The sequence below is a fragment of the Ruegeria aquimaris genome, assembly GCF_025751555.1.
GTDB lineage: Bacteria > Pseudomonadota > Alphaproteobacteria > Rhodobacterales > Rhodobacteraceae > Ruegeria_B > Ruegeria_B aquimaris.
In genome coordinates, this window is the sequence record NZ_JAOWLB010000003.1 from 15,367 (window position 1) to 39,015 (window position 23,649).

Consider the following 23,649-nt stretch of genomic DNA (forward strand, 5'->3'; position numbering starts at 1 on the left):
CTGGAGACGAGAGAGATGTTTGCAAAGCTTGAAACCCTGCCTGCCCCACTTCTGGAACTGGTATCCGAGGCCAATGGCGCCGCGCGCGAGATCCCGCCGCTGTTCCCGCTGTCAGCCAGTGTTGCGGTCAACCCCTTTCTGGGCCAGGCGGGCGAACCGATGGCGGTGAGTGCCGCGCGGCTGGCGCGGGTAGCCGGTACCCGGATCATGCCTGAGCGGGCGGTTTGGGCCGAGAAGTTCGCGGCAGGCGAAATCCTGGAGAGCGATCTGGCGGCGGCGTTGCGCTCGGCCCGGTTCGGGCGGCTGGGGCTGGCCGAGGTGGTGGCGGCGGTGGCGGTCGAGGCCGCGCAGCCCAAGGCGCTGCCGACGGTGGCCGATCTGGCCGCCGAGGTGTCGGGCATCGACTGGCCCGGTCTGATCGAGGACCGGATCGGGGTCTGGGCGGCCAGCCATTTCGATGAGGGACAGGCGCTGTGGCAGCCGGGGCGGACCGGCGGGGCGTTCAGTGCATGGCGCGAGTTTGCCAGCCGCGACCTGACGCCCGAGATCCACGGGCTGCGCGGCTTCGGGGCCTTTGTCGCGGCGACCAACCGGTCGCATTGGCGGGCGATCGGGCGGGCATGCGAGGCGCTGGGGCTGAGCACGGCGGCCTCCGGTACCGCCTTTCACCGCTGGCTGATGACGCTGGGGGGCTGGGCGCAATATGGCCGTTACCTGCTGTGGCAGGCCGAGCTGGAAGGGACGACAGACAACACCGTGACCGAGCTGCTGGCGATCCGGATGGTGTTCGACGAGGCGCTGTTCGGCCTCTATGGTGCTGAAATCGCGGATCGCTGGGCCAAGGCGGTGGCCGCGCATGAGGCGCCGCTGACGCCCACGCGAGACATGGCCATCGACGCGGCCTGGCAGGAGGCCAGTGAGCGGGCGGCGCAGCGCAGGCTGGCTGAGACGCTGGAGGGCGGCGCGGCAGCGATCCGTCAGGATCGGCCCACGGTGCAGGCCGCCTTCTGCATCGACGTGCGCTCGGAAGTGTTCCGCCGGGCGCTTGAGGCGCAGGACGCAGGCATCGAGACCATCGGCTTTGCCGGGTTCTTTGGCCTGGCCAGTGCGCACCGGGCGGCCGGGTCGGACGTGGTCGAGACGCGGGGCCCGGTGCTGCTGCGGCCCGGGGTCAAGTCGCAGGCGGTGGAGCCCGGCGAGGTGGACCTGGGGCGCAGATATACCGCACGGGCCGGGAGGGCCTGGGGCCGGTTCAAGCTGGCGGCGGTGTCGTCCTTTGCCTTTGTCGAGGCGACGGGGCCGGTCTATGCGGGCAAGCTGGTGCGCGATGCACTGGGGCTGGGCAAGGTGGCCAAGGCCGATCCGGCGCCGCAGCTCGACCCGGCAATCGGACCCGAGGCGCGGGTGGCCATGGCGCGGACGGTGCTGGGCGCGATGTCGCTGACGGGTGGCTTTGCGCGGGTGGTGATGCTTGCCGGGCATGGCGCCGATGTCACCAACAACCCGCATGAGAGTGCGCTTCAATGCGGGGCCTGCGGCGGTTATGCGGGCGATGTGAACGCGCGGCTGCTGGCCGGGCTGCTGAACGATACGGGCGTACGCGATGGGCTGCAGGCCGAGGGGGTCGAGATTCCCGCCGACACGGTGTTCCTGGCCGCACTGCACCATACCACGACCGACCACGTGACGCTCTATGATCAGGACCTGCCCTCGGGCGATTGGGCGGCGGATATCGCGCGGCTCAGGGCCTGGCTGGAGCAGGCCGGGCAACTGGCGCGGGCCGAGCGTGCCGCCCGGCTGCCGCGCGCAAAGGGCGGGGCGGATATTGCCCGGCGGGCGCAGGACTGGGCCGAATTGCGCCCGGAATGGGGGCTGGCGGGCTGCCGCGCCTTTGTCGCCGCCCCCCGGCACCGCACCGAAGGCAGCGGGCTGGCGGGACAGGCGTTTCTGCACAGCTATGACTGGCGCCGCGACGAGGGATTCGGCGTGCTGGAGCTGATCCTGACCGCGCCGGTGGTGGTCGCAAGCTGGATCAGCCTGCAATATTACGGCTCGACCGTGGCCCCTGCCCTGTTCGGCGGCGGCAACAAGCTGCTTCATAACGTGGTGGGCGGCATCGGCGTGCTGGAGGGTAACGGCGGCACGCCGCGCCCGGGCCTGCCATGGCAGTCGGTGCATGACGGCGCCGGGTTCCAGCACGATCCGCTGCGCCTGTCGGTGGTGATCGAGGCGCCGCGCACGGCGATGACCGATGTGTTGCGGCGGCACTCCGGGGTAAGGGCGCTGTTCGACAATGGCTGGCTGCACCTGATCGCGATGGACGACACGGGCAAACTGGCCTGGCGCTATGACGGCGACCTGACCTGGGTGCCCTTTGCACCTGAGGCACAAAAGGAACGGGCAATCGCCGCCGAATGAGGCGGCCAATGCCCCCCGCGCGGCGGCAAATCCCCCGCCGCCGCGCGGTCTTGCACGATCGACCATAGGTGCTACGCTGAAGGCCGATCGTTTAGGCAACAGGGTCTATCTCATGCGTATCCGTGCCCTAGAGACCCTGGAGCACTCAGGGCAACTGCGGGCGCTGGTGCGCGAATACCTGGCCCATGAGTTGACCGAACTGAAACGCGTCTCTGGGCTGGAGCTGGATCTGGACGTGCTGGTTGCCAACACGTTCGACGATATCGACGCCTATCTGCCGCCGACCGGGCGGCTGTTTCTCGCCATGGGGGAGGGTGAGAAACTGTTGGGATGCGTGTTCCTGAAAAGGATCCGGCCCGATGCCGGCGAGGTCAAGCGGCTCTATGTGTTGCCGTCCGCACGCGGGCTAGGGTTGGGTCGAAGCCTGATGGAGGGCCTGTTACGCGAAGCACGACACATGGGTGCCCGATCCATGCTGCTGGATACCGGGATCTATGACACGGAAGCCCAGGAGCTGTATCGCAAACTGGGGTTTCGCGAGATCGGTTATTACCCCGAAGGCGAGAACGACCCGGAACTCATCCCCTATCTCGTATACATGCAATTGGACTTTTGAACCCGGCCCGGTGGCCGGCCATCATAGCCCCAGCGTCGTCTTTACCGCCGTATCGACCACCCCGCCCAAAAGCGCGTTCTGGTCTGACTGGCATCCTTCACCCAGCGCGGCGATGAAGGCTTCGCGCAGGCGGGTCTTGTCCTCCTCCGAGGTGGAGTAGGCTGTGATGTCGATCTCGCGGTTGTAGAGCGACAGCGCCACCATCTTCGACACCACGTCGAGGACATAGGCCTCGTCCCCGTCGGCCTCGTCGATGACCGACTGGCAGGTGTGGTACATCACGTCGAGCGCGTCCTGCACCATCTTCTCGGCCTCTTCATCCGCCCGCGAGGCGGTGGTGAACAGGCAGGTCGCGGCAAGTGCGGCGATCCATTGTCTTGTGTCAAACATCCCGGCCTCCCGACTGGATATCGCGTGGGCATGTCATTTCTTGTTGGCGCCGACGATGGCGCCGACAACCGCGCCTGCGGCGGCGGTCTTGCTGTCGCCGACCAGGGCCCCGACCCCGGCGCCGATCAGGGCGCCCTTGATCGCGCGTTCGGTCTTCTTGTCCGCAAGTGCCGCGCCGGGGGCGATCGCGGCAAGGCCCAGGGCAATTGCCAGGGCGGCGGTCAGGTGAAAACGAGGATTGCCTGTCATGTCTGTCCTCCCTTCAAGGGTTCTGACGAATAACGGAGACAGGGAAAGTATCGCCTCAGATCTCCTCGACGTCCAGCACCCCGTCGAGCGATTTGATCGCACCCTTGATCTGGGGGTTGAGGGGGAAATCCTGACCCAGGTCCATTTCGACCTCGCCGGGCAGGCCGGGGTCCATCAGGCAGAGCTGGATCGGGCCGCGGGCGGCGTTGCGGGCGGCATTGGCGGCCTCGGCCAGGATATGGGCGACGGTGGCTACGGCGCTGGCATCGTCCATGAAGACGCGCAGGCCGGTGGCGCCCGCCTCGGCCACCACGGTATCGGCGGGGCCGACCGAGCGGGCGAGCAGTTTGAGCTGGTCGGCCTCCATCGTCGCCTCGGCGGTCAGCACCACATGGGAGCCGGTTTCGAGATAGTCGCGGCTTTTCTCCAGCACTTCGGAGAAGAGCGTGACCTCGAAGGCTCCGGTGGGGTCGGACATCTGGGCAAAGGCGAAGCGGTTGCCACGGGCGGATTTACGTTCCTGCCGCCCGGCTACGACGCCTGCCATCTTGGCCAGAACCGGGCCCGAGCGGGCCTGCTCGGTGACCTCGTCCAGCGTCAGCACGCCCCGGCGTTTCAGCGCGGGCATGTAATCGTCGAGCGGGTGGCCCGAGAGGTAGAAACCGATCGCCTTGAACTCCTCCGACAGGCGTTCGGCGGGCAGCCAGTCGGGCACGGAGGCGAGGCGCGGTTCGGGCAGGTCGTCGCCCGCCTCGCCGAAGAGCGAGACCTGGTTCGACGCCTTCTGGTCGTGGATGGCGGCGGAATAGGCGGCAAGCGCCTCGATGCTCTCGAAGACGCGGCGGCGGTTGGGGTCGAGCTGATCGAAGGCCCCGGCGCGCGCGAGCATTTCGAGGGGGCGTTTGCCCACCTTCTTCAGGTCGACCCGGCGGGCCACGTCGAAGAGGTTGACGAAGGGTTTGTGTCCCCTGCCCTCGACCACCAGGCGCATTGCCTCGACGCCGACGTTCTTGAGCGCGCCCAGCGCATAGACCAGTTCGCCGCCCGCCACGTCGAAGGTCGCCTGCGAGCGGTTCACGCAGGGCGGCACGTAAGGCAGGCCCAGCCCCTTGCGGACCTCTTCGAAATAGACCGCCAGCTTGTCGGTGAGGTGGATATCGCAGTTCATGACGCCCGCCATGAACTCGACCGGGTGGTTGGCCTTGAGCCAGGCGGTTTGATAGCTGACCACGGCATAGGCGGCGGCGTGGGATTTGTTGAAGCCGTAATTGGCAAACTTTTCCAGCAGGTCGAAGACCTCGCCCGCCTTTTCCTTGGTCACGCCGTTGGCGGTGGCCCCTTCGATGAACTTGGGGCGTTCCTTGGCCATTTCCTCGGCGATCTTCTTGCCCATGGCGCGGCGCAAGAGGTCGGCGCCGCCAAGGCTGTAGCCCGCCATCACCTGGGCGATCTGCATCACCTGTTCCTGATAGACGATGATGCCTTGCGTTTCTTCGAGGATGAAATCGATCGAGGGGTGGATCGAGGCCAGATCGCGGACGCCGTTCTTGACCTCGCAATAGACCGGGATGTTCTCCATGGGCCCAGGGCGGTAGAGCGCCACAAGGGCCACGATATCCTCGATACAGGTGGGTTTCATGCGCTTGAGCGCGTCCATCATGCCGGAACTTTCCACCTGGAACACGGCGACGGTCTTGGCGGCGGAATAGAGTTTGTAGGTGGGTTCGTCATCCAGCGGGATAGCGTTTATCTGGTTCTCGGCCCCTTCGGCGGGGTCATAGAGCTGGCGCCCGTCTGCGGCCACGTGAAGCGGGCGGCCCGATTTGAAGATCAGATCCATCGCGTTCTGGATCACGGTCAGGGTCTTGAGACCCAGAAAGTCGAACTTCACCAGCCCCGCCTGTTCCACCCATTTCATGTTGAACTGGGTGGCCGGCATGTCCGAGCGCGGATCCTGGTAGAGCGGCACCAGCGCATCAAGCGGCCGGTCGCCGATCACCACGCCGGCGGCATGGGTCGAGGCGTTCCGGAGCAGCCCCTCGACCTGCTGGCCATAGGTGAGCAGGCGGTCGACCACCTCTTCCTCGCGGGCGGCGTCGCGCAGGCGCGGCTCGTCGGCCAGCGCCTTTTCGATGCTTACGGGTTTCACGCCTTCGACCGGGATCATCTTGGACAGGCGGTCCACCTGGCCATAGGGCATCTGCAACACCCGGCCGATGTCGCGCACCGCGGCCTTGGACAGAAGCGCACCAAAGGTGATGATCTGCCCCACCTTGTCGCGGCCGTATTTCTCCTGCACGTAGCGGATCACCTCTTCGCGCCGGTCCATGCAGAAGTCGATATCGAAGTCGGGCATAGAGACCCGTTCGGGGTTCAGGAAGCGTTCGAAGAGCAGGCTGTAGCGCAGCGGATCAAGGTCGGTGATGGTCAGCGCATAGGCCACCAGCGACCCCGCGCCCGAGCCCCGCCCCGGCCCCACCGGAATGTCATGATCCTTGGCCCATTTGATGAAATCGGCCACGATCAGGAAGTAACCGGGAAAGCCCATGCCTTCGATGATGTCGAGTTCGAAATCGAGCCGCTTCTGGTAATCCTCGGGGCTGACCGCGTGCGGGATCACCGCCAGCCGCTCTTGCAGGCCCGCGTTGGCCTGGCGGCGCAGTTCCTGCACCTCGTCATCGGCGAATTTCGGCAGGATCGGGGCGCGCTTGTAGGCCATGAAGGCGCAACGGCGCGCGATCTCGACGGTATTCTCGACCGCCTCGGGCAGATCGGCAAAGAGCGTCACCATCTCCTGCGGTGATTTCAGGTAATGCTGGGCGGTCAGGCGGCGGCGGCCCTGCTGCTGGTCGACATAGGCGCCCTCGGCGATGCAGATCAGCGCATCATGCGCCTCGTACATGTCGGAGCTGGGGAAGTAGACATCGTTGGTGGCGACCAGCGGCAGGCCCTTGGCATAGGCCATCTCGACATGGCCGCGTTCCGTCAGCCGCTCGGCCTCGGGCGCGCCACCCTCGCCCGGGTGGCGTTGCAGCTCGATATAGAGCCGGTCGGGGAACATCCCCGCCAGCTGGTCCACCAGCGCCTCGGCCGCCGGGCGCTGACCCTGCTGCAAGAGCCGCCCCACCGGCCCGTCGGGCCCGCCGCTGAGACAGATCAGCCCTTCGGAATGGGCGGCAAGCTCCTCCAGCGTGACCTGCGGCAGCTGCCCGCCCTTGTCGACATAGAGGCAGCTGTTGAGCTTCATCAGGTTCTCGTACCCCGCCTCGGACTGGGCCAAGAGCACGATCCCGGCGGGCGGCTTCGGCTTTTCCCCCGGCAGGGCCGTGACATAGGCCAGCGAGACCTGGCAGCCGATAATCGGCTGGATGCCCGCGCCGCTGGCCGCGACCGAAAATTCCAGCGCCGCAAACAGGTTGTTGGTATCGGTGACCGCCACCGCCGGCATGCCCATCTTCTCGCAGAGCGCGGGCAGTTTCTTGAGCCGGATCGCGCCTTCGAGAAGCGAGTATTCGGTATGCAGGCGGAGGTGGATGAATCGGGGCGTACTGCTCATGCCCGCGACGATAGGCGATCCGGATCGGGGGCGCCACGGGGGATGCGCGCGGTCCGGCGAAAACCCCGATTGCGGGCGGCATGCGAATAGCTTAGCGAGAGGGAAACTAGGCTCTTTTCCCCCGAGTCGCCCTTGGACCTGTTCCTGACCTTCGCCCTTGTGGGCTTTATCGCGCAGCTTGCAGACAGTGCCCTGGGAATGGGGTTTGGGGTCATATCCGCCTCGGTCCTTTTGGCCCAAGGGGTGCCGCCGCCGCTGGTCTCGGCCAGTGTCAACGCGGCCAAGGTGCCGACCGGCATCGTGGCGGGGATTTCCCATGCGCTCAACGGCAATATCGACAAGGCGCTGTTTGGGCGCCTGGCGCTGGCCGGGGCGGCAGGGGGTATCGTCGGCGCGCTGATCCTGGGCGAGTTGAAACGGCCGGTGCTGACGGTGATCATCGGCGGATACCTCTTGCTGATCGGCGGGCTGATCCTGTGGCGCGGGCTGTCGGGGCGGGCGCCGCGCCTGCTGGCGACCGGACGGGTCTCGGCGCTGGGGGCCACCGGCGGGTTGATCGAGGGGATCGGCGGCAGCTGGGGGCCGGTGGTGACCAGCGGGCTGATCGGCGCGGGCCACGAACCGCGCCGCGCCATCGGGTCCTCGGCGCTGGCCGAACTGGTGGTCAGCCTGACGGTGTTCCTTGCGCTGATGGCCGGGTACCATCTGGGTCGCTGGGGCACCGGGCGCGACCTGCACGAGGTGCTGCTGCCGGTGGCTGGACTGGTGGCCGGCGGGGTGCCCGCGGCACTGCTGGGCGGCAGGCTGGCGGCCATCGCGCCGCGGCGTCCCCTGACCGTGGCGGTTGGAGTGCTGGCGATCGGCATCGGCCTGCAAAGGCTGGCCTCGCTGCTCTGAGACGGCAGCACGGGCCGCAGACTACCACCCGTTCGCCAAAAGGCCGCTTGCGATTATTCGTTAAAACCTGAAGGTCTTTCAAATCCGTGTCCGGGCCGCAGGGACAGACCCTTGATTCAGTTGGAGTATTTTTCAGGCATCTTTTGCAACCTGCCAGCACAGGCGCAGAAATGTTGCAGCGCAGAGAGAGTTTTCCTTGCCAGAAGCCCGGTCGCGTTTCTAACCTTTTTACAGAACACAGCCCGCCCCGTCTTCTACGTCGCATCGAAGGAGGGCAGCAATGGGCCAACAGGGTAAGGCGACGGGTTTCACAGTATGAAGATCACGTTTCTTCTGAACGGAGAGACAGTGGAGCTGGTGGAGGCCGACCCCACCGCCACGCTGCTTGACTGGCTGCGCGAGGATCGCGGTCTGACCGGCACCAAGGAGGGTTGCAACGAGGGCGATTGCGGCGCCTGCACCGTGGCCGTCAGCGATGCCGATGGCACTCGCGCCCTGAACGCCTGCATCCTGTTCCTGCCGCAACTGCATGGCAAGGCGGTGCGCACGGTCGAGGGGTTGGGCGGCAGCCACCCGGTCCAACAGGCCATGGTGACCCATCACGGCAGCCAGTGCGGTTTCTGCACCCCGGGCTTCGTGATGTCGATGGTTGCGGGCCATGCCGAAGGCGCCACCGACCATGACACCCAGCTGGCGGGCAATCTCTGCCGCTGCACCGGCTATGCCCCGATCATCCGCGCCGCTCGTGCGGTCGAAAGCGCACCGAAACCCGACTGGCTCGCCACCGATCGCGCCTTCATTTCGCCGGAAATACTCCGGGGGGAGGCCGCAGGCCGGGGGGCAGAGCCCCCTTCCTCCCCCACCTCAAGCGATGAGCTCGCGACCCTCTACGAAGCCCATCCCGATGCCACGCTGGTCGCCGGGGCAACGGATGTGGGCCTCTGGGTCACCAAGCAGCTGCGCGACCTGCCCAAGGTCATTTTCCTTTCCGGCTGCGCCGATCTGAAGGAGATCGAGGTCACCGATACCCATGTGCGCCTGGGCGCCATGGTCGACATGAACCGAATGCGTGACGCCGTGGCTCCCCTGCACCCGTCCTATGGCGAAATGATCCGCCGCTATGCCAGCGTGCAGGTGCGCAATGCCGCCACAGTCGGCGGCAATATCGCCAATGGCTCGCCCATCGGTGACAACCCGCCCGCGCTGATCGCGCTGGGGGCGACATTGCATCTGCGCAAGGGCGACACACGCCGCGACCTGCCGCTCGAGGCGTTTTTCATCGACTATGGCAAGCAGGACCGCGCGCCGGGCGAGTTTGTCGAGGCGGTGAGTTTTCCGCGCCAGCCCGACCGGCTGAAATGCTACAAGCTGTCGAAGCGTTTCGATCAGGATATCTCGGCCGTCTGCGGCTGTTTCAACATCACCGTCGAGGGCGGCACCGTTACCGCCGCCCGCATCGCCTTTGGCGGTATGGCGGGCATCCCGAAACGCGCCCGCGCGGTCGAGGCGGCGCTGATCGGCCAGCCCTGGACGCAACAGGTTGTTAACGCTGCGGTGCCAGAATTCGAGGCCGATTTCACCCCGATGTCGGACATGCGCGCCTCGGCCCGCTACCGGATGGAGACCGCCAAGGCGATGCTGCGCCGCTATTTCGCCGAGGATCAGGGCCATTTGACCAATGTGCTGGAGGTACGGGCATGAGCGTCGCCAAACCCCTGCCGCATGACGCGGCGCCGCTGCATGTGGCCGGCACCGCCCGCTATGTCGACGATATCCCGACCCCGCGCGACACGCTGCATCTGGCCTTTGGCCTGAGCACCATCGCCAAGGGGCGGATCACCGCGATGAACCTCGAAGAGGTGAAGCGCGCCCCCGGCGTGGTGCTGGTGATGACGGCCGATGACCTGCCCTTTGCCAATGATGTCTCGCCCTCGATCCACGACGAGCCTTTGCTGTCGGACGGCACCGTCCACTATGTCGGTCAGCCGATCTTCGTGGTGGTGGCGACCAGCCACCTGGCCGCGCGCAAGGCGGTACGGCGGGTGCGGATCGACTATGCCGAGGAACCCGCGATCCTGACCATCGAACAGGCGCTGGCGGCCAACAGCCGGTTCGAGGACGGGCCGCGCATCTATGAGAAGGGCGATGCCGAGGCGGCGATTGCCGGGGCGGCCCATGTCATCGAGGGCACGTTCGAGCTGGGCGGGCAGGAGCATTTCTATCTCGAAGGTCAGGCCGCGCTGGCCCTGCCCGGCGAGGGCGGCGACATGCTGGTGCACAGTTCCACCCAGCACCCGACCGAGATCCAGCACAAGGTAGCCGAGGCCTTGGGCGTGCCGATGCACGCCGTCCGGGTCGAGACCCGCCGCATGGGTGGCGGCTTTGGCGGCAAGGAGAGCCAGGGCAACGCGCTGGCGGTGGCCTGCGCGGTGGCGGCGCGCGCCACCGGGCGCGCCTGCAAGATGCGCTATGACCGCGACGACGACATGGTGATCACCGGCAAGCGCCATGCCTTCCGCATCGGCTATCGTGCCGGGTTCGACACTGAGGGGCGGATACTGGGCGTTTCCTTCCTGCATCACGCGATCTGCGGCTGGGCGCAGGACCTTTCGCTGCCGGTGGCGGACCGGGCGATGCTGCATGCGGACAATGCCTATCTGCTGCCAAATGCCCGGATCGAAAGCCACCGGCTGAAGACCAACACGCAATCCGCCACCGCCTATCGCGGGTTTGGCGGGCCGCAGGGGATGGTGGGGATCGAGCGGGTCATGGACCATGCCGCGCATGTGCTGGGGATCGACCCGGTCGAGCTCAGGCAGCGCAATTACTATGCGGCACCCGCGGGTGGCGCTGCCCCCCACACCCCCCGGAGTATTTCCGGCGGAATGAAGGAGAATACCACGCCCTATGGGCAGGTGGTCGAGGATTTCGAACTGCACGGGATGACCGAGGCGCTGCTGGCATCGTCGGATTACGCCGCGCGCAAGGCGGCGGTGGCGGCGTGGAACGCGGCCAATCCGATCGTGAAGCGGGGCATCGCCTTTTCACCGGTGAAGTTCGGGATTTCCTTTACCCTCACTCATCTTAACCAGGCAGGCGCGCTGGTGCATGTCTATCAGGACGGCTCCGTGCATCTGAACCATGGCGGCACCGAGATGGGTCAGGGCCTGTTCCAGAAGGTGGCGCAGGTGGCGGCAAGCCGGTTCGGCATCCCGCTGGAGATGGTGAAGATCACCGCCACCGATACCGCCAAGGTGCCCAATACCTCGGCCACGGCGGCCTCGTCGGGCTCGGACCTGAACGGCATGGCGGTGAAGGCCGCCTGTGACACCATCCGCGACCGGATGGCGGCCTATCTGGCCGAGCGGCATCAGGCGGAGGTCGCCTCGGTCCGGTTCGGGAATGGGCAGGTCGAGGTGGGTGAGGCGCGGTACAGTTTCGCCGAGGCGGCGGCGCTGGCCTATCAGGGGCGGATCAGCCTGTCGGCCACCGGGTTCTACAAGACGCCCAAGATCGAGTGGGACCGGATCCAGGGACGCGGGCGGCCGTTCTACTATTTTGCCTATGGCGCCTCGGTGACCGAGGTGGCGGTGGACACGCTGACCGGCGAATACCGCATCCTGCGGACCGACATCCTGCATGATGCCGGTGCCTCGCTGAACCCGGATCTGGATATCGGCCAGGTCGAGGGCGGCTATGTGCAAGGCGCGGGCTGGCTGACCACCGAGGAGCTGGTCTGGGACGATCACGGACGGCTCAGGACGCATGCGCCCTCGACCTACAAGATCCCGGCCTGTTCGGACCGGCCCGAGGTGTTCAACGTGGCGCTGTGGGGCGGGCAGAACCGGGAGGACACGATCTATCGGTCGAAGGCGGTGGGCGAGCCGCCGTTCATGCTGGGGATTTCGGCCTGGCTGGCCTTGTCCGATGCGGTGGCGTCCTGTGGCGATGCCTATCCGGCGCTGAACGCGCCCGCGACGGCGGAGGAGGTCTGGAAAGGCATCCGGAGGCTTGGCGATGGCGTTTGATCTGGAGGGGCTGCGCGCGGCGGTAGCCGAACATGGGGTCGTGACCCGGGTGGTGATCGCGGCGATCAGGGGATCCTCCCCGCGCGAGGTGGGCGCGGCGATGCTGGTCTGGAAAGACGGCCAGTCGGGCACGATCGGTGGCGGCGCTTTGGAGTTTCAGGCAGCGGAGGCCGCGCGCACCGGGCGGCTGGGGCTGAGCCGTCATGCGCTGGGGCCGGAGCTGGGCCAGTGCTGTGGCGGGGCGGTGACGCTGTTGACGGAAGTCTGGGATGCGGCGCGGCTGGAGGCGATTGACGGCGCGGTTGTGGCGCGGGCGGTGGGCGGCGCGGCGCCGGCGCCGCTGATGGTCAAGCGCCTGCTGGCGCGGGCGCGCGGACAGGGTGTGCTGCCCGAGGCGCAGCTGATCGGCGACTGGATGGTCGAGCCTGTGTTGAGACCGGCGCGGCAGCTCTGGATCTGGGGCGCGGGCCATGTGGGCCGGGCGCTGGTCGATGTGCTGTCGCCGCTGCCCGAGATCGCCATCACCTGGGTCGATACCGGGGTGGAGCGGTTTCCCGATTCCATCCCTGCCGGGGTAATGCCGCTGCCCGCGGCGCGGCCTGCCGATCTGGTGGGGTATGCGCCGAAAGAGGGTGAGCATCTGATCCTGACCTATTCGCACGAACTGGACCTGGACCTGTGCAACCGGTTGCTGAGACACGATTTTGCCTTTGCCGGGCTGATTGGCTCGGCTACCAAATGGGCGCGATTCCGGTCGCGGCTGGCGGCGCTTGGCCACACGCCGCAGCAGATCGGTCGCATCACCTGCCCCATCGGCGATCCCGCCCTGGGCAAACATCCCGCCAGCATCGCCATTGGCGTTGCCGCCCGGCTCTTGAGCCCGGCGCATAGCGAAACGACAAGGAAGGAGCTGAGCGCGTGAGCACACCACTTCTGAGCATCAAGGGGCTGACCAAGGCCTATCCCGGCGTGGTCGCCAACGATAACGTCTCCTTCGACATCGGCGAGGGCGAGGTGCATGCCCTGCTGGGCGAGAACGGCGCGGGCAAGTCCACGCTGGTCAAGATGATCTATGGGTTGGTCAAGCCCGACAGCGGCAGCATGTCCCTGCGCGGCGCGCCTTATGCGCCGCCCGAGCCGCGCGCGGCGCGGGCTGACGGGATTGCCATGGTGTTCCAGCATTTCTCGCTGTTCGATGCGCTGAACGTGGCCGAGAACATCGCGCTGGGGATGGAGAATCCGCCCGCGATGGGCGATCTGGCCGCGCGTATCCGCGAGGTGAGCGAGACCTATGGCCTGCCGCTTGATCCGTTCCGCACCGTCGGTGATCTGAGCGCGGGCGAGCGGCAGCGGGTCGAGATCATCCGCTGTCTGCTCCAGGACCCCAAGCTGTTGATCATGGACGAGCCGACCAGCGTGCTGACGCCGCAGGAGGTGGAGATCCTGTTCCAGACACTGCAAAAGCTGCGCTCCGAAGGGACCTCGATCCTCTATATCAGCCACAAGCTGGAGGAGATCCGCACGCTTTGCGACCATGCGACCATCCTGCGGCTGGGCAAGAATGTGGGCGAATGCACCCCGCGCGAGACCTCGGCCCGCGACATGGCCGAGATGATGGTGGGCACGGCGCTGAAGACCCCGGAACGCTCGGGGCGTGAATTCGGCGAGATCGCGCTGGATATCTCGGGCCTGTCGGTGCCCTCACCCAGCGAATTCGGCACCTCGCTGAAGAACGTGCATATGACGGTGCGCAAGGGCGAGGTTCTGGGCATCGGCGGGGTTGCGGGCAACGGGCAAGACGAATTGCTTGCGGTACTGTCGGGCGAGATCCTGACGGCGGCGGACGCGGTCAAGAAGGATGGCCAGCCGGTGGGCCGGCTGGGGCCGGTGGCGCGGCGGCGGCTGGGTCTTTTGACGGCACCCGAGGAGCGGCTCGGCCATGCGGCGGCGCCGAACATGAGCCTGACGGAAAACGCGCTGCTCACCGGATCGGTGCGCGAGGGGCTGGAAAGCAACGGGTTCCTGAAATGGGCCGAAACGCAGGCCTTCGCCGAGCGGATCATCAAGGAATTCGACGTGCGCACGCCGGGGCCGGAAAACGCGGCGCGGTCGCTGTCGGGTGGCAACCTGCAAAAATTCGTCATCGGGCGCGAGGTGTTGCAGAACCCGGACGTGCTGGTGGTGAACCAGCCCACCTGGGGTGTGGACGCCTCCGCCGCGGCCGCGATCCGGCAGGCGCTGCTGGATCTGGCGGCCAAGGGCACGGCGGTGGTCTGCATCAGCCAGGACCTGGACGAGCTGATGGAGATCTCGGACACGTTTGCTGCGTTGAACGAGGGGCGGCTGAGTGCGCCGCGCGACACCGCCGGGCTGACCGTGGACGAGATCGGCCTGATGATGGGCGGCGCCCACGGGATGGAGGTGGCGCATGTCTGAGCGCAACCCGAAACAAACTGACAACAAGAACACCGTGATTGGGGGGACGTGCGGATGATCGTTCTGGAGAAACGGCCGCAGCCTTCGCGGGCCTGGTCGATGGCGACGCCGCTGGTGGCGGTGCTGGCCACCATGTTTTTTGGCGGGCTGCTGTTTGCGGCCCTGGGCAAGAACCCGGTCGAGGCGATCGGCACCATTTTCTGGGAGCCGCTGTTCGGGGAATATGCGTTCTACTATCGTCCGCAATTGCTGGTGAAAGGGGCGCCGCTGGTGCTGATCGCCATCGGCCTTTCCCTGGGTTTTCGCGCGGGGATCTGGAACATCGGGGCCGAGGGGCAGTACATCATGGGCGCCATCGTGGGCGCCGGTGTGGGGCTCGCCTTTTACCCGATGGAGGCCTTCTATATCTTTCCGCTGATGGTGATTGCGGGCGCTTTTGGCGGATGGGCCTGGGCCATGGTGCCCGCCTTCCTGAAGGTGCGGTTCGGCACCAACGAGATCCTGGTGTCGCTGATGATGGTCTATGTGGCCGAACAGCTCTTGGCCTCGATGTCGCTGGGGTTGTTGAAGAACCCCGAGGGATTCGGCTTTCCCGGTTCGCGCAACCTGCAATCTTATGCCAGCGCGCATAATGCCGAGCTGATCGAGGGATCGGGGATGCATTGGGGCGTGGTGGCGGCGCTGATCGCGGTGATCTTCGCCTATGTGCTCTTGAACCGGCACATGACCGGGTTCCATATCCGGCTGACTGGCGAGGCGCCGCGCGCGGCGCGGTTTGCCGGGGTGAAACCGGCCCGGCTGATCCTGTTCTGCCTGGGCGTCTCGGGCGCGCTGGCGGGGCTGGCGGGGCTGTTCGAGGTCTCGGGCCCGTCGGGGCAGATCAGCATCGATTTCAACGTGGGCTATGGCTTTACCGCGATCATCGTGGCCTTTCTGGGCCGGTTGCATCCGGTGGGCATCCTGCTGGCCGGAGGGTTGATGGCGCTGACCTATATCGGCGGCGAGATCGCGCAGGGCAGTCTGGGCCTGCCTGCCGCCGCGATCCAGGTGTTCCAGGGGATGCTCTTGTTCTTCCTGCTGGCGCTGGATCTGTTGACCAATTACCGCATCCGTGCGGCCCGCAAAGAGGTGGCGTGAACCATGGACCTGTCTGCAATCAATCCCGTCCTTCTGGTGGCCTCTCTCATGGTCGCCGCGACCCCCCTCCTGCTGGCCGCGATCGGCGAATTGGTGGTGGAGCGCGCGGGCGTTCTGAACCTGGGCGTCGAGGGCATGATGATCGTCGGTGCGATCAGCGGTTTTGCCATCGCGGTCGAGACCGGCTCGCCCTGGCTTGGGTTCATCGGCGCCGCCGTGGGCGGCGCGATCCTGTCGCTCTTGTTCGTGGTGCTGACCCAGGTGGCGCTGGCCAATCAGGTGGCGAGCGGCCTGGCGCTGACGCTGTTCGGCCTGGGGCTCAGCGCGCTGATGGGCCAGTCCTATGTCGGGATCAAGCCGCCCGCGATGGGTAAGCTCGACCTGCCGGTGCTGAGCGATCTGCCGGTGGTGGGGCCGATCCTGTTCAGCCATGATCTGGTCCTCTATCTGGGCATCGCGCTGACGGCGGCGGTCTGGTGGATGCTGAAACACAGCCGTGCGGGCCTGATCCTGCGCGCGGTGGGTGAAAACCACGATGCCGCCCATGCGCTGGGCTACAAGGTGATCCGCATCCGGGTGATGGCGATCATGTTCGGCGGCGCCTGTGCCGGGCTGGGCGGGGCCTATATCAGCCTCATCCGCGTGCCGCAGTGGACCGAGGGCATGACCGCCGGTGTCGGCTGGATCGCGCTGGCGCTGGTGGTGTTCGCCAGCTGGAAGCCCTGGCGCGCGCTGCTCGGTGCCTATCTCTTTGGCGGTGTCACGGTCGTTCAGCTCAATCTGCAAGCAGCGGGCGTTGCCATTCCGGTCGAGTATCTGGCAATGTCGCCCTACATCATCACCATCCTTGTCCTTGTCATCCTTTCGGCGGACAAGAGCAGCGCACCGGCCTCGCTGGGCCGCACTTTCCACGCCTCTCACTGATGAGAGCAAACAACAACCAACTGGGGAGTTCCTAAATGAAGTTCACGTCTATTCTCGCAACTGCCGCGATTGCGCTGGGTCTGGCGACCAGCGCAATGGCGCAGGACAAGACCAAGGTCGGTTTTGTCTATGTCGGCCCCGTGGGCGACGGTGGCTGGACCTATGAGCACAACAAGGGCCGTCTGGCCGTCGAGGAGCATTTTGGCGACAAGGTCGAGACCGTGTTCGTCGAAAGCGTGCCCGAGGGCCCGGATGCCGAGCGGGTGATGACGCAGATGGCGCTGGAAGGTGCCGATCTGATCTTTACCACCTCGTTCGGCTATATGGATCCGACGATCAACGTGGCCAAGAAGTTCCCGAAGGTGAAGTTCGAGCATGCCACCGGCTACAAGCAGGCCGAAAACGTGTCGGTCTATTCGGCCCGTTTCTATGAGGGCCGCGCCGTGCAGGGCACCATTGCCGGGCGCATGACCAAGTCGAACATCGTGGGCTATATCGGGTCCTACCCGATCCCCGAGGTGATCCGAGGCATCAACTCGGCCTTTATCCACGCCCGCAAGGTGAACCCGGACGTACAGTTCAAGATCGTCTGGGCCTATACCTGGTTCGACCCGGCGAAAGAGGCGGATGCCGCCAAGGTGCTGATCGAACAAGGTGCGGACGTGATCCTGCAACACACCGATTCGACCGCACCGCAGGCCGCCGCACAGGCCGCCGGTAACGTGATCACCTTTGGCCAGGCCTCGGACATGAGCGAGTATGCCCCGATGCCGCGCGTCAGCTCGATCATCGACAACTGGGCCCCCTATTACATCGCCCGCACCCAGGCGGTGATGGACGGCACCTGGACCAGCGTAAGCACCTGGGACGGCATCGGCGCCGGCATGGTCGGCATCGGCGAGATCTCGGACGCGGTTCCGGCCGAGGTGAAGGCCGAGGCGCTGGCGCTCAAGGACGCTCTTGCCAACGGCTCCTATCACGCATTCACCGGCCCGCTGAAAAAGCAGGACGGGTCGGACTGGCTGGCCGAGGGCGAAACCGCCGATGACGGCACACTGGCGGGCATGAACTTCTATGTCGAAGGCATCGAAGGCGACATCCCGAACTGATCCCCGGTCTGAAACCCGGATCAAAGGCCCCGCTTCGGCGGGGCCTTTTTCGTTTCACCCGAACGCGGGATGGATCGGCGGATTCCAGCCGATACGTGCATCGTGGTCCGGAATTCCCGCATAGGGTGCGGGTTGTCCGGCATGTATCCTGTCCCTGCCCCGCTCGTATTTTCAGGGGCGGCATTTTCATCAAGGAGTACTGACATGGCACGTTTTGTTGTCGATACCGGCGATCTGGAAATGGATCGGAACTCGGAGCTGGAGCTTCAGGCGGACATCCAGAAGATGGTTCTGGGCCATATTGCCCGCACCGGGTTCGAGAAACCCTGGGTCACCAAGTTCCCGCGCGAGTGGTACGGGATCATCCTGCATCCGGAACTGGGTCCGCTGCTTGAACGGGAGAAGCAGTTGGGCGGCATGCTGGCTCGCATGGGCTGAGCCATGCCGGATCCCGACCGCACCTGCCCGAGCGCGCGCTGCGCGCCGGGCAACCAGCTCTTGGGCGTCAAGGGGTCGGACGGGCATGTGCGCCATCTGCGTAGTTCCATGACCATCGACGCCGATTTTGTCGAAACCGCCTCTGCCCATGGCAAGCCCGAGGCGCGCATGCGTTTTTCCTCCCCCTGCGCGACCTCGGGCTGCGCGCAATGGACCGGCAGCCGCTGCGGCGTGATCGACCATGTGCTGGAACATCTGGACGCGGCACGGGTACCGCTGGCCGATCACCTGCCACCCTGCCCGATCCGCGCCAGCTGCCGCTGGTTCGATCAGCGCGGCGAGACCGCCTGCCGCGCGTGCAGCATGGTGATCACCGATCAGTCGGCCATCGCCGCCGAATAGGAAAGAGGCCGGAAACGGCCCCTTTCATCGCGTATCTGTCGGATCAGTGCCCGCCGCTAAGTACCAGCGTCTTGACCGGCATCAGCAGCGTCTGGATGCGCAGCAGGATCGCATGCACCAGCCCCACGGTGTCGACCACATGCAGGAACAGCCAGCGACCGGTACTGAGGTCTTCGTCATGCAGAATGTCGTGGTTGTTGGTATAGGCATTGGCCAGGCAGTTCGAACCGGCGGGAATGCCATCGGCCTGGCCGCGATAGACCGGTTCCATGAACACGGTCACGGTGCCCGGGCGGGCGTTGTCCTGCGGATCGACCAGTATGTCAGTCGGTCTTATCTGGCCCGAGGGGACCACGTCCTGAATGCCGACCACCACCATCGGGATGACGGTGAAGGGTTTCGACAGGCAGGTCATTTCCGCATACATGCCCGGTTTGATCACCCCCGCCGCGATCTGGTGGAACCCGGCGACGTAGCGGTGCTGATCCACGAAATCTTCGGGAACGAGAATGCCGGCGGGGCGCAGGATCGGGTTGATGTAATCGCCGACCTGTAGGCCGAACTGTTCCACCGTGCCCGAGACCCCGGCATGGACGCTGGTCTTGGCCAGTTCGGTTTCCGCCTGTTCCAGCGCCGCCTGGGCGCTGGCCCGCTGGGCCGGGATCAGCACGCGGATCTGTTCCTCGACCGCCTGCTGCTGGGCGCGGGCGGCGGCAAGCTCGCCCTCGCGGATGCCGACCTCGTTGGTGAAGCGGTCCAGCTCGGCCTGGCGGGCCGCGCTTGAACCGCGATTGATCAGCTCCTGTTCACGGGCCAGATCCTCTTGCGACTGGTTCAGCGCCGCTTCGGCGCGGGTCACGCTGCCCAGCGCGGCGGCAAGGTTCGCCTCGGCCACGACCAGCGAGGCCTCGACCTCCTGGACCCGGCGTTCGGCGGTCTCGACCGCCGCGCGCTGACTGGCGTCGTCGAGCCGGAACAGCAGATCGCCCGCCGCGACCTGCTGGTTGTTGGTCACATGTACCTCGGACACCCGGCCACCGGTTTCCGGCAGGATGGTCACGGTGCGAAAGAACGAGCGCACGTTCGAGGTCGCGGGATGGTAGAAGAACACCAGCGTGATCAGCGAGATGGTGAGCATGGCGCAGAGCGTGATGCCATGGCGCAGCTCGTACCACATGGTGAAGAAGGTGATCTCGTGCCCCCATCGCTTGCCCTGACGGTAGCGGCGATAGAGGTAGTCGGGCAGGATGGTGACCAGAGAACAGATCAGAAGCTCAAACATCGCGGGGCGCCTCCGGTTCGGCCGGTGCGGCGGGCGGGGGGGCGTCGGATGGTGGGGACATCCGGCTAAGGATACCGCTGAGCGAGCCGGCCATCGACTGGAGCGGGGTCAGGAAATCGGGCATCCGGAAGGCGGCGAGCAGCAGGGCGGCGACCCAGAAGATGTTGTTATGGGTAAAGAGCGCGATCAGTGCGAGGATGCCGATCACCTGGAACTGGGTGTGGTTGCCGTGATGGGCCATGCGTTCCGGCAAGGCGTGCAGGGTGAAATACATCGCACCGATGAACACGATGAGAGCGATTGTAAAGGTAGCGACCCCGATGAATAGCGGATCGCTGCCATCGGCCCCTGGCAGATAGCCGGGTAAGTGTGCCGTGGCCATCGGATGCATTTCGGATGTGTTCATTCCCTCGTCCTGTCTGTGCCTTTGATTTCTCGCCCGACTATGCGATCCGGTGGGTTTTCAGGCAAGTCGCTGCACGTGGCTGTTTGCCCTTTTCGGCCAGCGTGGAGCATGTCATGGTCCGGGGCATGACACGTATTATGACCACACTCGATGGCACCGACGCGCGTGGATTTGCCTTTGGCACCATGCAGTTCGGCGGCCGTGCCGACGCGGCGGCGAGCCGCCACATGTATGAGGCCTGCCGCGCGGCGGGCATCAGCCATTTCGACACCGCCCATGTCTATACCGGCGGGCAGTCCGAGACCCTGTTGGGCGAGTTGATCCGGGCGGAGCGCGAGCAACTCCTGATCGCCACCAAGGTGGGGTATGACGGCGGCGCGGGCGCCGCCAACATGCGCGCCCAGCTCGATATCTCGCTGTCGCGGCTGGGGCTCGACATGGTCGATGCGCTTTATCTGCATCGGTTCGACGCCGAGACCGACCTGAATGAAACCATGGAATGTTTTGCGCGGCTGCGGGACGAAGGCAAGATCCGCTATGTCGGCCTGTCGAATTTCGCCGCCTGGCAAGTGATGAAGGCAGTCGCTGTGGCCAGCCTGTTCGACCTGCGCATCGATCTGGTGCAGCCGATGTACAACCTGGTCAAGCGCCAGGCAGAGGTCGAGATCCTGCCGATGTGCGCCGATCAAGAGATCAATGTGGCGGCCTATTCGCCGCTGGGCGGCGGGCTCTTGACCGGCAAATACGCAAGCGGCGGTGCCGGGCGGCTGACCGAGGACCACCGCTATGCCGCGCGGTACGGTCTGGACTGGATGCCGCGCGCAGCCGAGGCGCTGGCCGAGATCGGGGCCGAGTTGGGCGTCGATCCGGCGACGCTGGCGGTGGCCTGGGTGGCGGCCAGCCCGCTGGGTGCGCAACCCATCGTCTCGGCCCGCTCGGCCGAGCAGTTGCGCCCCTCGCTGGCGGCGATGACGTTTGAGATGTCGCCGGAGCTTTATGCGCGGCTCACGGCGCTGAGCCCGACGCCGCCCCCGGCAACAGACAGGATCGAGGAACAGGCATGATCGACTTTCTGGTGATCGGCGGCGGTATCGCGGGCCTGAGCGCGGGTGCGCGCCTGTCGGCGCATGGCAAGGTGACCGTGCTGGAGGCCGAGGACGCGCTGGGCTACCACGCCTCCGGCCGCTCGGCGGCGCTGTTCGAGGCGGCTTATGGCAAGCCCGCCGTGGTGGCGCTGAACCGGGCCAGCGCCGATTATCACCACACCGCCAATGGCGGCTATCTGAACCCGCGCGGGCTGATGCTGCTGGGGCGCGCGGATCAGGCCGCCGCTTATGAAACGGATGTGGTGGACATGGAGATGACGCCGATTTCGGTGGACGAAGCCCGTGCCATGGTGCCGATCCTGAACCCGGAAACGGTTGTCTACACCGCCCATCATGCCGAGGCCTGGGATATCGACACAGACCGTCTGATGCAGGATTTCGCGCGTGTCATTCGCGCCAATGGCGGCGCGGTGCTGACCCGGCGGCGGGTGACAGGCATCTCGCGCGGCGCGGTCTGGCAGGTCGAGGCGGGCGACGTGTTCGAGGCGCGCAATATCGTCAATGCCGCCGGGGCCTGGGCCGATCAGGTGGCGGTGATGGCCGGGGTGGCGCCGATCGGCTTGCAGCCCTACCGCCGGTCCATGGCGCGGATCCCGGCGCCCGGCGGTCATGACCTGAGCGGCTGGCCGATGCTGATGGGGGTCGGCGAAAGCTGGTATGCCAAGCCTGATGCGGGCAAGCTGATCGTCTCGCCCGCCGATGCCGACCCGGTCGAACCGCAGGACGCCTGGGCCGATGACATGGTGCTGGCCGAGGGGTTGGCGCGCTATCAGGAAATGGTGACCGAGGAGGTCACGCGGATGGACAGCAACTGGGCGGGCTTGCGCAGTTTTGCCCCCGACCGGGTGCTGGTGCTGGGGCCGGACCCGGATCAGCGCGATTTTATCTGGTGCGCCGGTCAGGGTGGCTATGGGTTCCAGACCTCGCCCGCGGCCTCGCAGCTGCTGTGTGACCTGATGACAGGCGCCGCACCCGAGATCGAGGCCGGGGTGGTGGCGCAATTGCGTCCGGAGCGGCTGAGATGAGCCGCAAGCCGCCCTCGGTCGCCAGTATCGCCACGCAGGGTGACGGCGCGCGCATGGTGGCGCCTGCGGCGGAACGGAACACGGCCGTGCTCTGCGATCTGCTGGAGCAGGTGGCGCCGCATCAGGGCCGCGCGCTGGAACTGGCCAGCGGCACCGGCCAGCATGTCAGGGCCTTTGCCGAACGGCTGCCGGGGCTTAACTGGCAGCCGACCGAGGTCGACGCCCAGCGCCGCGCCAGTATCGACGCCTATTGCGAGGACCTGGACAATGTCGCGCCAGTGCAGGAGCTGAACGCGACGCGCCCCGGCTGGGGCGCGGACTGGGCGGGGCAGGATCTGGTGGTGCTGATCAACCTTCTCCATCTGATCTCGACGCCCGAAGCCGCGACCCTGATCGCCGAGGCCGCCGCCGCGCTGGCGCCCGGCGGGCGGCTGGTGATCTATGGCCCGTTCATGCGGGCGGGCGAATTGACCAGCGAGGGTGACGCGCGGTTCCATACCGCGCTGATCGCCGAGGACCCCGAGATCGGCTACAAGGACGATTTCGACACGATGGACCTGATGCAGGGGGCCGGGTTGGAAATGGCCGAGGTGGTCGAGATGCCCGCCAACAATCTTGCCCTGATCGCGGAAAAGCCACGCATCTGATCCAGATCAAGGCCGCTGTCGCCACCGCCCCTACATATGCCGATGAACAGATATGTAGGGGACATTCCAATGAGCTGGAACGACAAGCTGGCAGCCACCCGCGCGGGGCTGCGCAATCTTCATGGTGCCATTCCCGACACCGCCCGCGCGTTTGGCGCCCTGGGCAAGACGGTAAAGGAAGGCGGCACGCTGGATTTCAAGACCAAGGAATTCGTGGCGCTCGGCATCTCGGTCGCGTCGCGCTGCGAGCCCTGCATCTCGCTACATGTCGAGGCGCTGGTCAAGGCCGGCGCCAGCCGGGTCGAGGTGGCCGACGTGCTGGCGATGACGATCCAGATGGGCGGCGGGCCGTCGATGATGTACGCCGCCAAGGCGCTGGAATGTTTCGACGAGCTGGTCGGGTGATGGATCAAGGGCGGGCCGATAGCGCACCGCCCTGCCGCAACCCCGATCAGCGGTAGATAGGACCGTCCAGGTATCTGCCACCGTTGTCACAGCAGAAGGTGACGATGCGGTTGCCCGGGCCCATCTCTTGCGCCAGCTGGATGGCACACGGTTTCGTTGCAGTCCTTAAGCGTGAACC

21 protein-coding genes are annotated in these 23,649 nt (G+C 66.1%); 16 read left to right on the top strand and 5 right to left on the bottom strand.

The features are described 5' to 3' along the window. The first annotated feature begins 15 nt into the window (after positions 1–15). Complete coding sequence (locus OE747_RS05250) at positions 16–2,418, top strand: YbcC family protein (RefSeq protein WP_263827558.1); 2,403 nt, start codon at positions 16–18, stop codon at positions 2,416–2,418. 112 nt (positions 2,419–2,530) lie between these two features. After that, positions 2,531–3,034, top strand: a complete 504-nt coding sequence (locus OE747_RS05255) for a GNAT family N-acetyltransferase (RefSeq protein WP_263827559.1) — start codon at positions 2,531–2,533, stop codon at positions 3,032–3,034. 21 nt (positions 3,035–3,055) lie between these two features. On the opposite strand, the gene OE747_RS05260 is transcribed toward OE747_RS05255, so the two are convergent. The 3 genes from OE747_RS05260 to dnaE are packed head-to-tail and all read right to left on the bottom strand — an operon-like array spanning position 3,056 to position 7,229. Then, complete coding sequence (locus tag OE747_RS05260; RefSeq protein ID WP_263827560.1) at positions 3,056–3,424, bottom strand: hypothetical protein; 369 nt, start codon at positions 3,422–3,424, stop codon at positions 3,056–3,058. Positions 3,425–3,457: 33 nt separating this feature from the next. Continuing rightward, the gene (locus OE747_RS05265) at positions 3,458–3,673 is read right to left on the bottom strand and encodes a hypothetical protein (RefSeq protein WP_263827561.1); all 216 of its coding nucleotides are present in this window, start codon (positions 3,671–3,673) and stop codon (positions 3,458–3,460) included. A 55-nt stretch (positions 3,674–3,728) separates the two neighbouring features. Next, the gene (gene dnaE, locus OE747_RS05270; protein ID WP_263827562.1) at positions 3,729–7,229 is read right to left on the bottom strand and encodes a DNA polymerase III subunit alpha; all 3,501 of its coding nucleotides are present in this window, start codon (positions 7,227–7,229) and stop codon (positions 3,729–3,731) included. 132 nt (positions 7,230–7,361) lie between these two features. On the opposite strand from dnaE, the gene OE747_RS05275 reads away from it, so the two are divergent. The 10 genes from OE747_RS05275 (at position 7,362) to OE747_RS05320 (ending at position 18,600) form a co-directional block, all read left to right on the top strand. Then, positions 7,362–8,126, top strand: a complete 765-nt coding sequence (locus OE747_RS05275; protein WP_263827563.1) for a sulfite exporter TauE/SafE family protein — start codon at positions 7,362–7,364, stop codon at positions 8,124–8,126. A gap of 315 nt (positions 8,127–8,441) precedes the next feature. Then, on the top strand, positions 8,442–9,827 hold the full coding sequence (xdhA, locus tag OE747_RS05280; protein ID WP_263827564.1) for a xanthine dehydrogenase small subunit: 1,386 nt from the start codon (positions 8,442–8,444) through the stop codon (positions 9,825–9,827). After that, positions 9,824–12,154, top strand: coding sequence for a xanthine dehydrogenase molybdopterin binding subunit (gene xdhB, locus OE747_RS05285; protein WP_263827565.1), 2,331 nt, complete (start codon positions 9,824–9,826; stop codon positions 12,152–12,154). The genes xdhA and xdhB overlap by 4 nt, the downstream gene beginning before the upstream one ends. Continuing rightward, a complete protein-coding gene (xdhC, locus tag OE747_RS05290) occupies positions 12,144–13,076 on the top strand; it encodes a xanthine dehydrogenase accessory protein XdhC (RefSeq protein ID WP_263827566.1) in 933 nt (310 codons plus the stop codon). Before xdhB ends, xdhC begins: the two co-directional genes overlap by 11 nt. Beyond that, positions 13,073–14,590, top strand: coding sequence for an ABC transporter ATP-binding protein (locus OE747_RS05295; protein WP_263827567.1), 1,518 nt, complete (start codon positions 13,073–13,075; stop codon positions 14,588–14,590). Before xdhC ends, OE747_RS05295 begins: the two co-directional genes overlap by 4 nt. 54 nt (positions 14,591–14,644) lie before the next feature. After that, complete coding sequence (locus OE747_RS05300; protein ID WP_263827918.1) at positions 14,645–15,727, top strand: ABC transporter permease; 1,083 nt, start codon at positions 14,645–14,647, stop codon at positions 15,725–15,727. A 3-nt stretch (positions 15,728–15,730) separates the two neighbouring features. Continuing rightward, on the top strand, positions 15,731–16,651 hold the full coding sequence (locus OE747_RS05305; RefSeq protein ID WP_263827568.1) for an ABC transporter permease: 921 nt from the start codon (positions 15,731–15,733) through the stop codon (positions 16,649–16,651). Between the two features lie 35 nt (positions 16,652–16,686). Next, positions 16,687–17,760, top strand: coding sequence for a BMP family ABC transporter substrate-binding protein (locus tag OE747_RS05310; RefSeq protein WP_263827569.1), 1,074 nt, complete (start codon positions 16,687–16,689; stop codon positions 17,758–17,760). Between the two features lie 204 nt (positions 17,761–17,964). Further along, entirely contained in the window at positions 17,965–18,198 is a 234-nt protein-coding gene (locus OE747_RS05315) for a hypothetical protein (protein ID WP_263827570.1), read from the top strand. Between the two features lie 3 nt (positions 18,199–18,201). Further along, positions 18,202–18,600, top strand: a complete 399-nt coding sequence (locus tag OE747_RS05320; protein WP_263827571.1) for a hypothetical protein — start codon at positions 18,202–18,204, stop codon at positions 18,598–18,600. A gap of 43 nt (positions 18,601–18,643) precedes the next feature. Here the strand turns inward: OE747_RS05320 and OE747_RS05325 are convergent, their stop codons facing one another. Together OE747_RS05325 and OE747_RS05330 are read right to left on the bottom strand one after the other, a co-directional pair. Further along, positions 18,644–19,882 (bottom strand): HlyD family secretion protein, encoded by a 1,239-nt coding sequence (locus OE747_RS05325; protein WP_263827572.1) that lies wholly within the window; start codon positions 19,880–19,882, stop codon positions 18,644–18,646. Further along, positions 19,875–20,288, bottom strand: coding sequence for a hypothetical protein (locus OE747_RS05330; RefSeq protein WP_263827573.1), 414 nt, complete (start codon positions 20,286–20,288; stop codon positions 19,875–19,877). Before OE747_RS05330 ends, OE747_RS05325 begins: the two co-directional genes overlap by 8 nt. 125 nt (positions 20,289–20,413) lie before the next feature. Between OE747_RS05330 and OE747_RS05335 the strand changes: the two genes are divergently transcribed. The 4 genes from OE747_RS05335 to OE747_RS05350 all read left to right on the top strand — a co-directional run bounded on the left by OE747_RS05335 (position 20,414) and on the right by OE747_RS05350 (position 23,471). Beyond that, a complete protein-coding gene (locus OE747_RS05335) occupies positions 20,414–21,352 on the top strand; it encodes an aldo/keto reductase (protein WP_263827574.1) in 939 nt (312 codons plus the stop codon). Beyond that, complete coding sequence (locus OE747_RS05340) at positions 21,349–22,419, top strand: NAD(P)/FAD-dependent oxidoreductase (protein ID WP_263827575.1); 1,071 nt, start codon at positions 21,349–21,351, stop codon at positions 22,417–22,419. Before OE747_RS05335 ends, OE747_RS05340 begins: the two co-directional genes overlap by 4 nt. After that, positions 22,416–23,066: a class I SAM-dependent methyltransferase gene (locus tag OE747_RS05345; RefSeq protein WP_263827576.1), complete on the top strand. Its 651-nt coding sequence runs from the start codon at positions 22,416–22,418 to the stop codon at positions 23,064–23,066. The genes OE747_RS05340 and OE747_RS05345 overlap by 4 nt, the downstream gene beginning before the upstream one ends. Before the next feature lie 69 nt (positions 23,067–23,135). Continuing rightward, positions 23,136–23,471 (top strand): carboxymuconolactone decarboxylase family protein, encoded by a 336-nt coding sequence (locus tag OE747_RS05350; protein WP_263827577.1) that lies wholly within the window; start codon positions 23,136–23,138, stop codon positions 23,469–23,471. Positions 23,472–23,649: the final 178 nt, after the last annotated feature.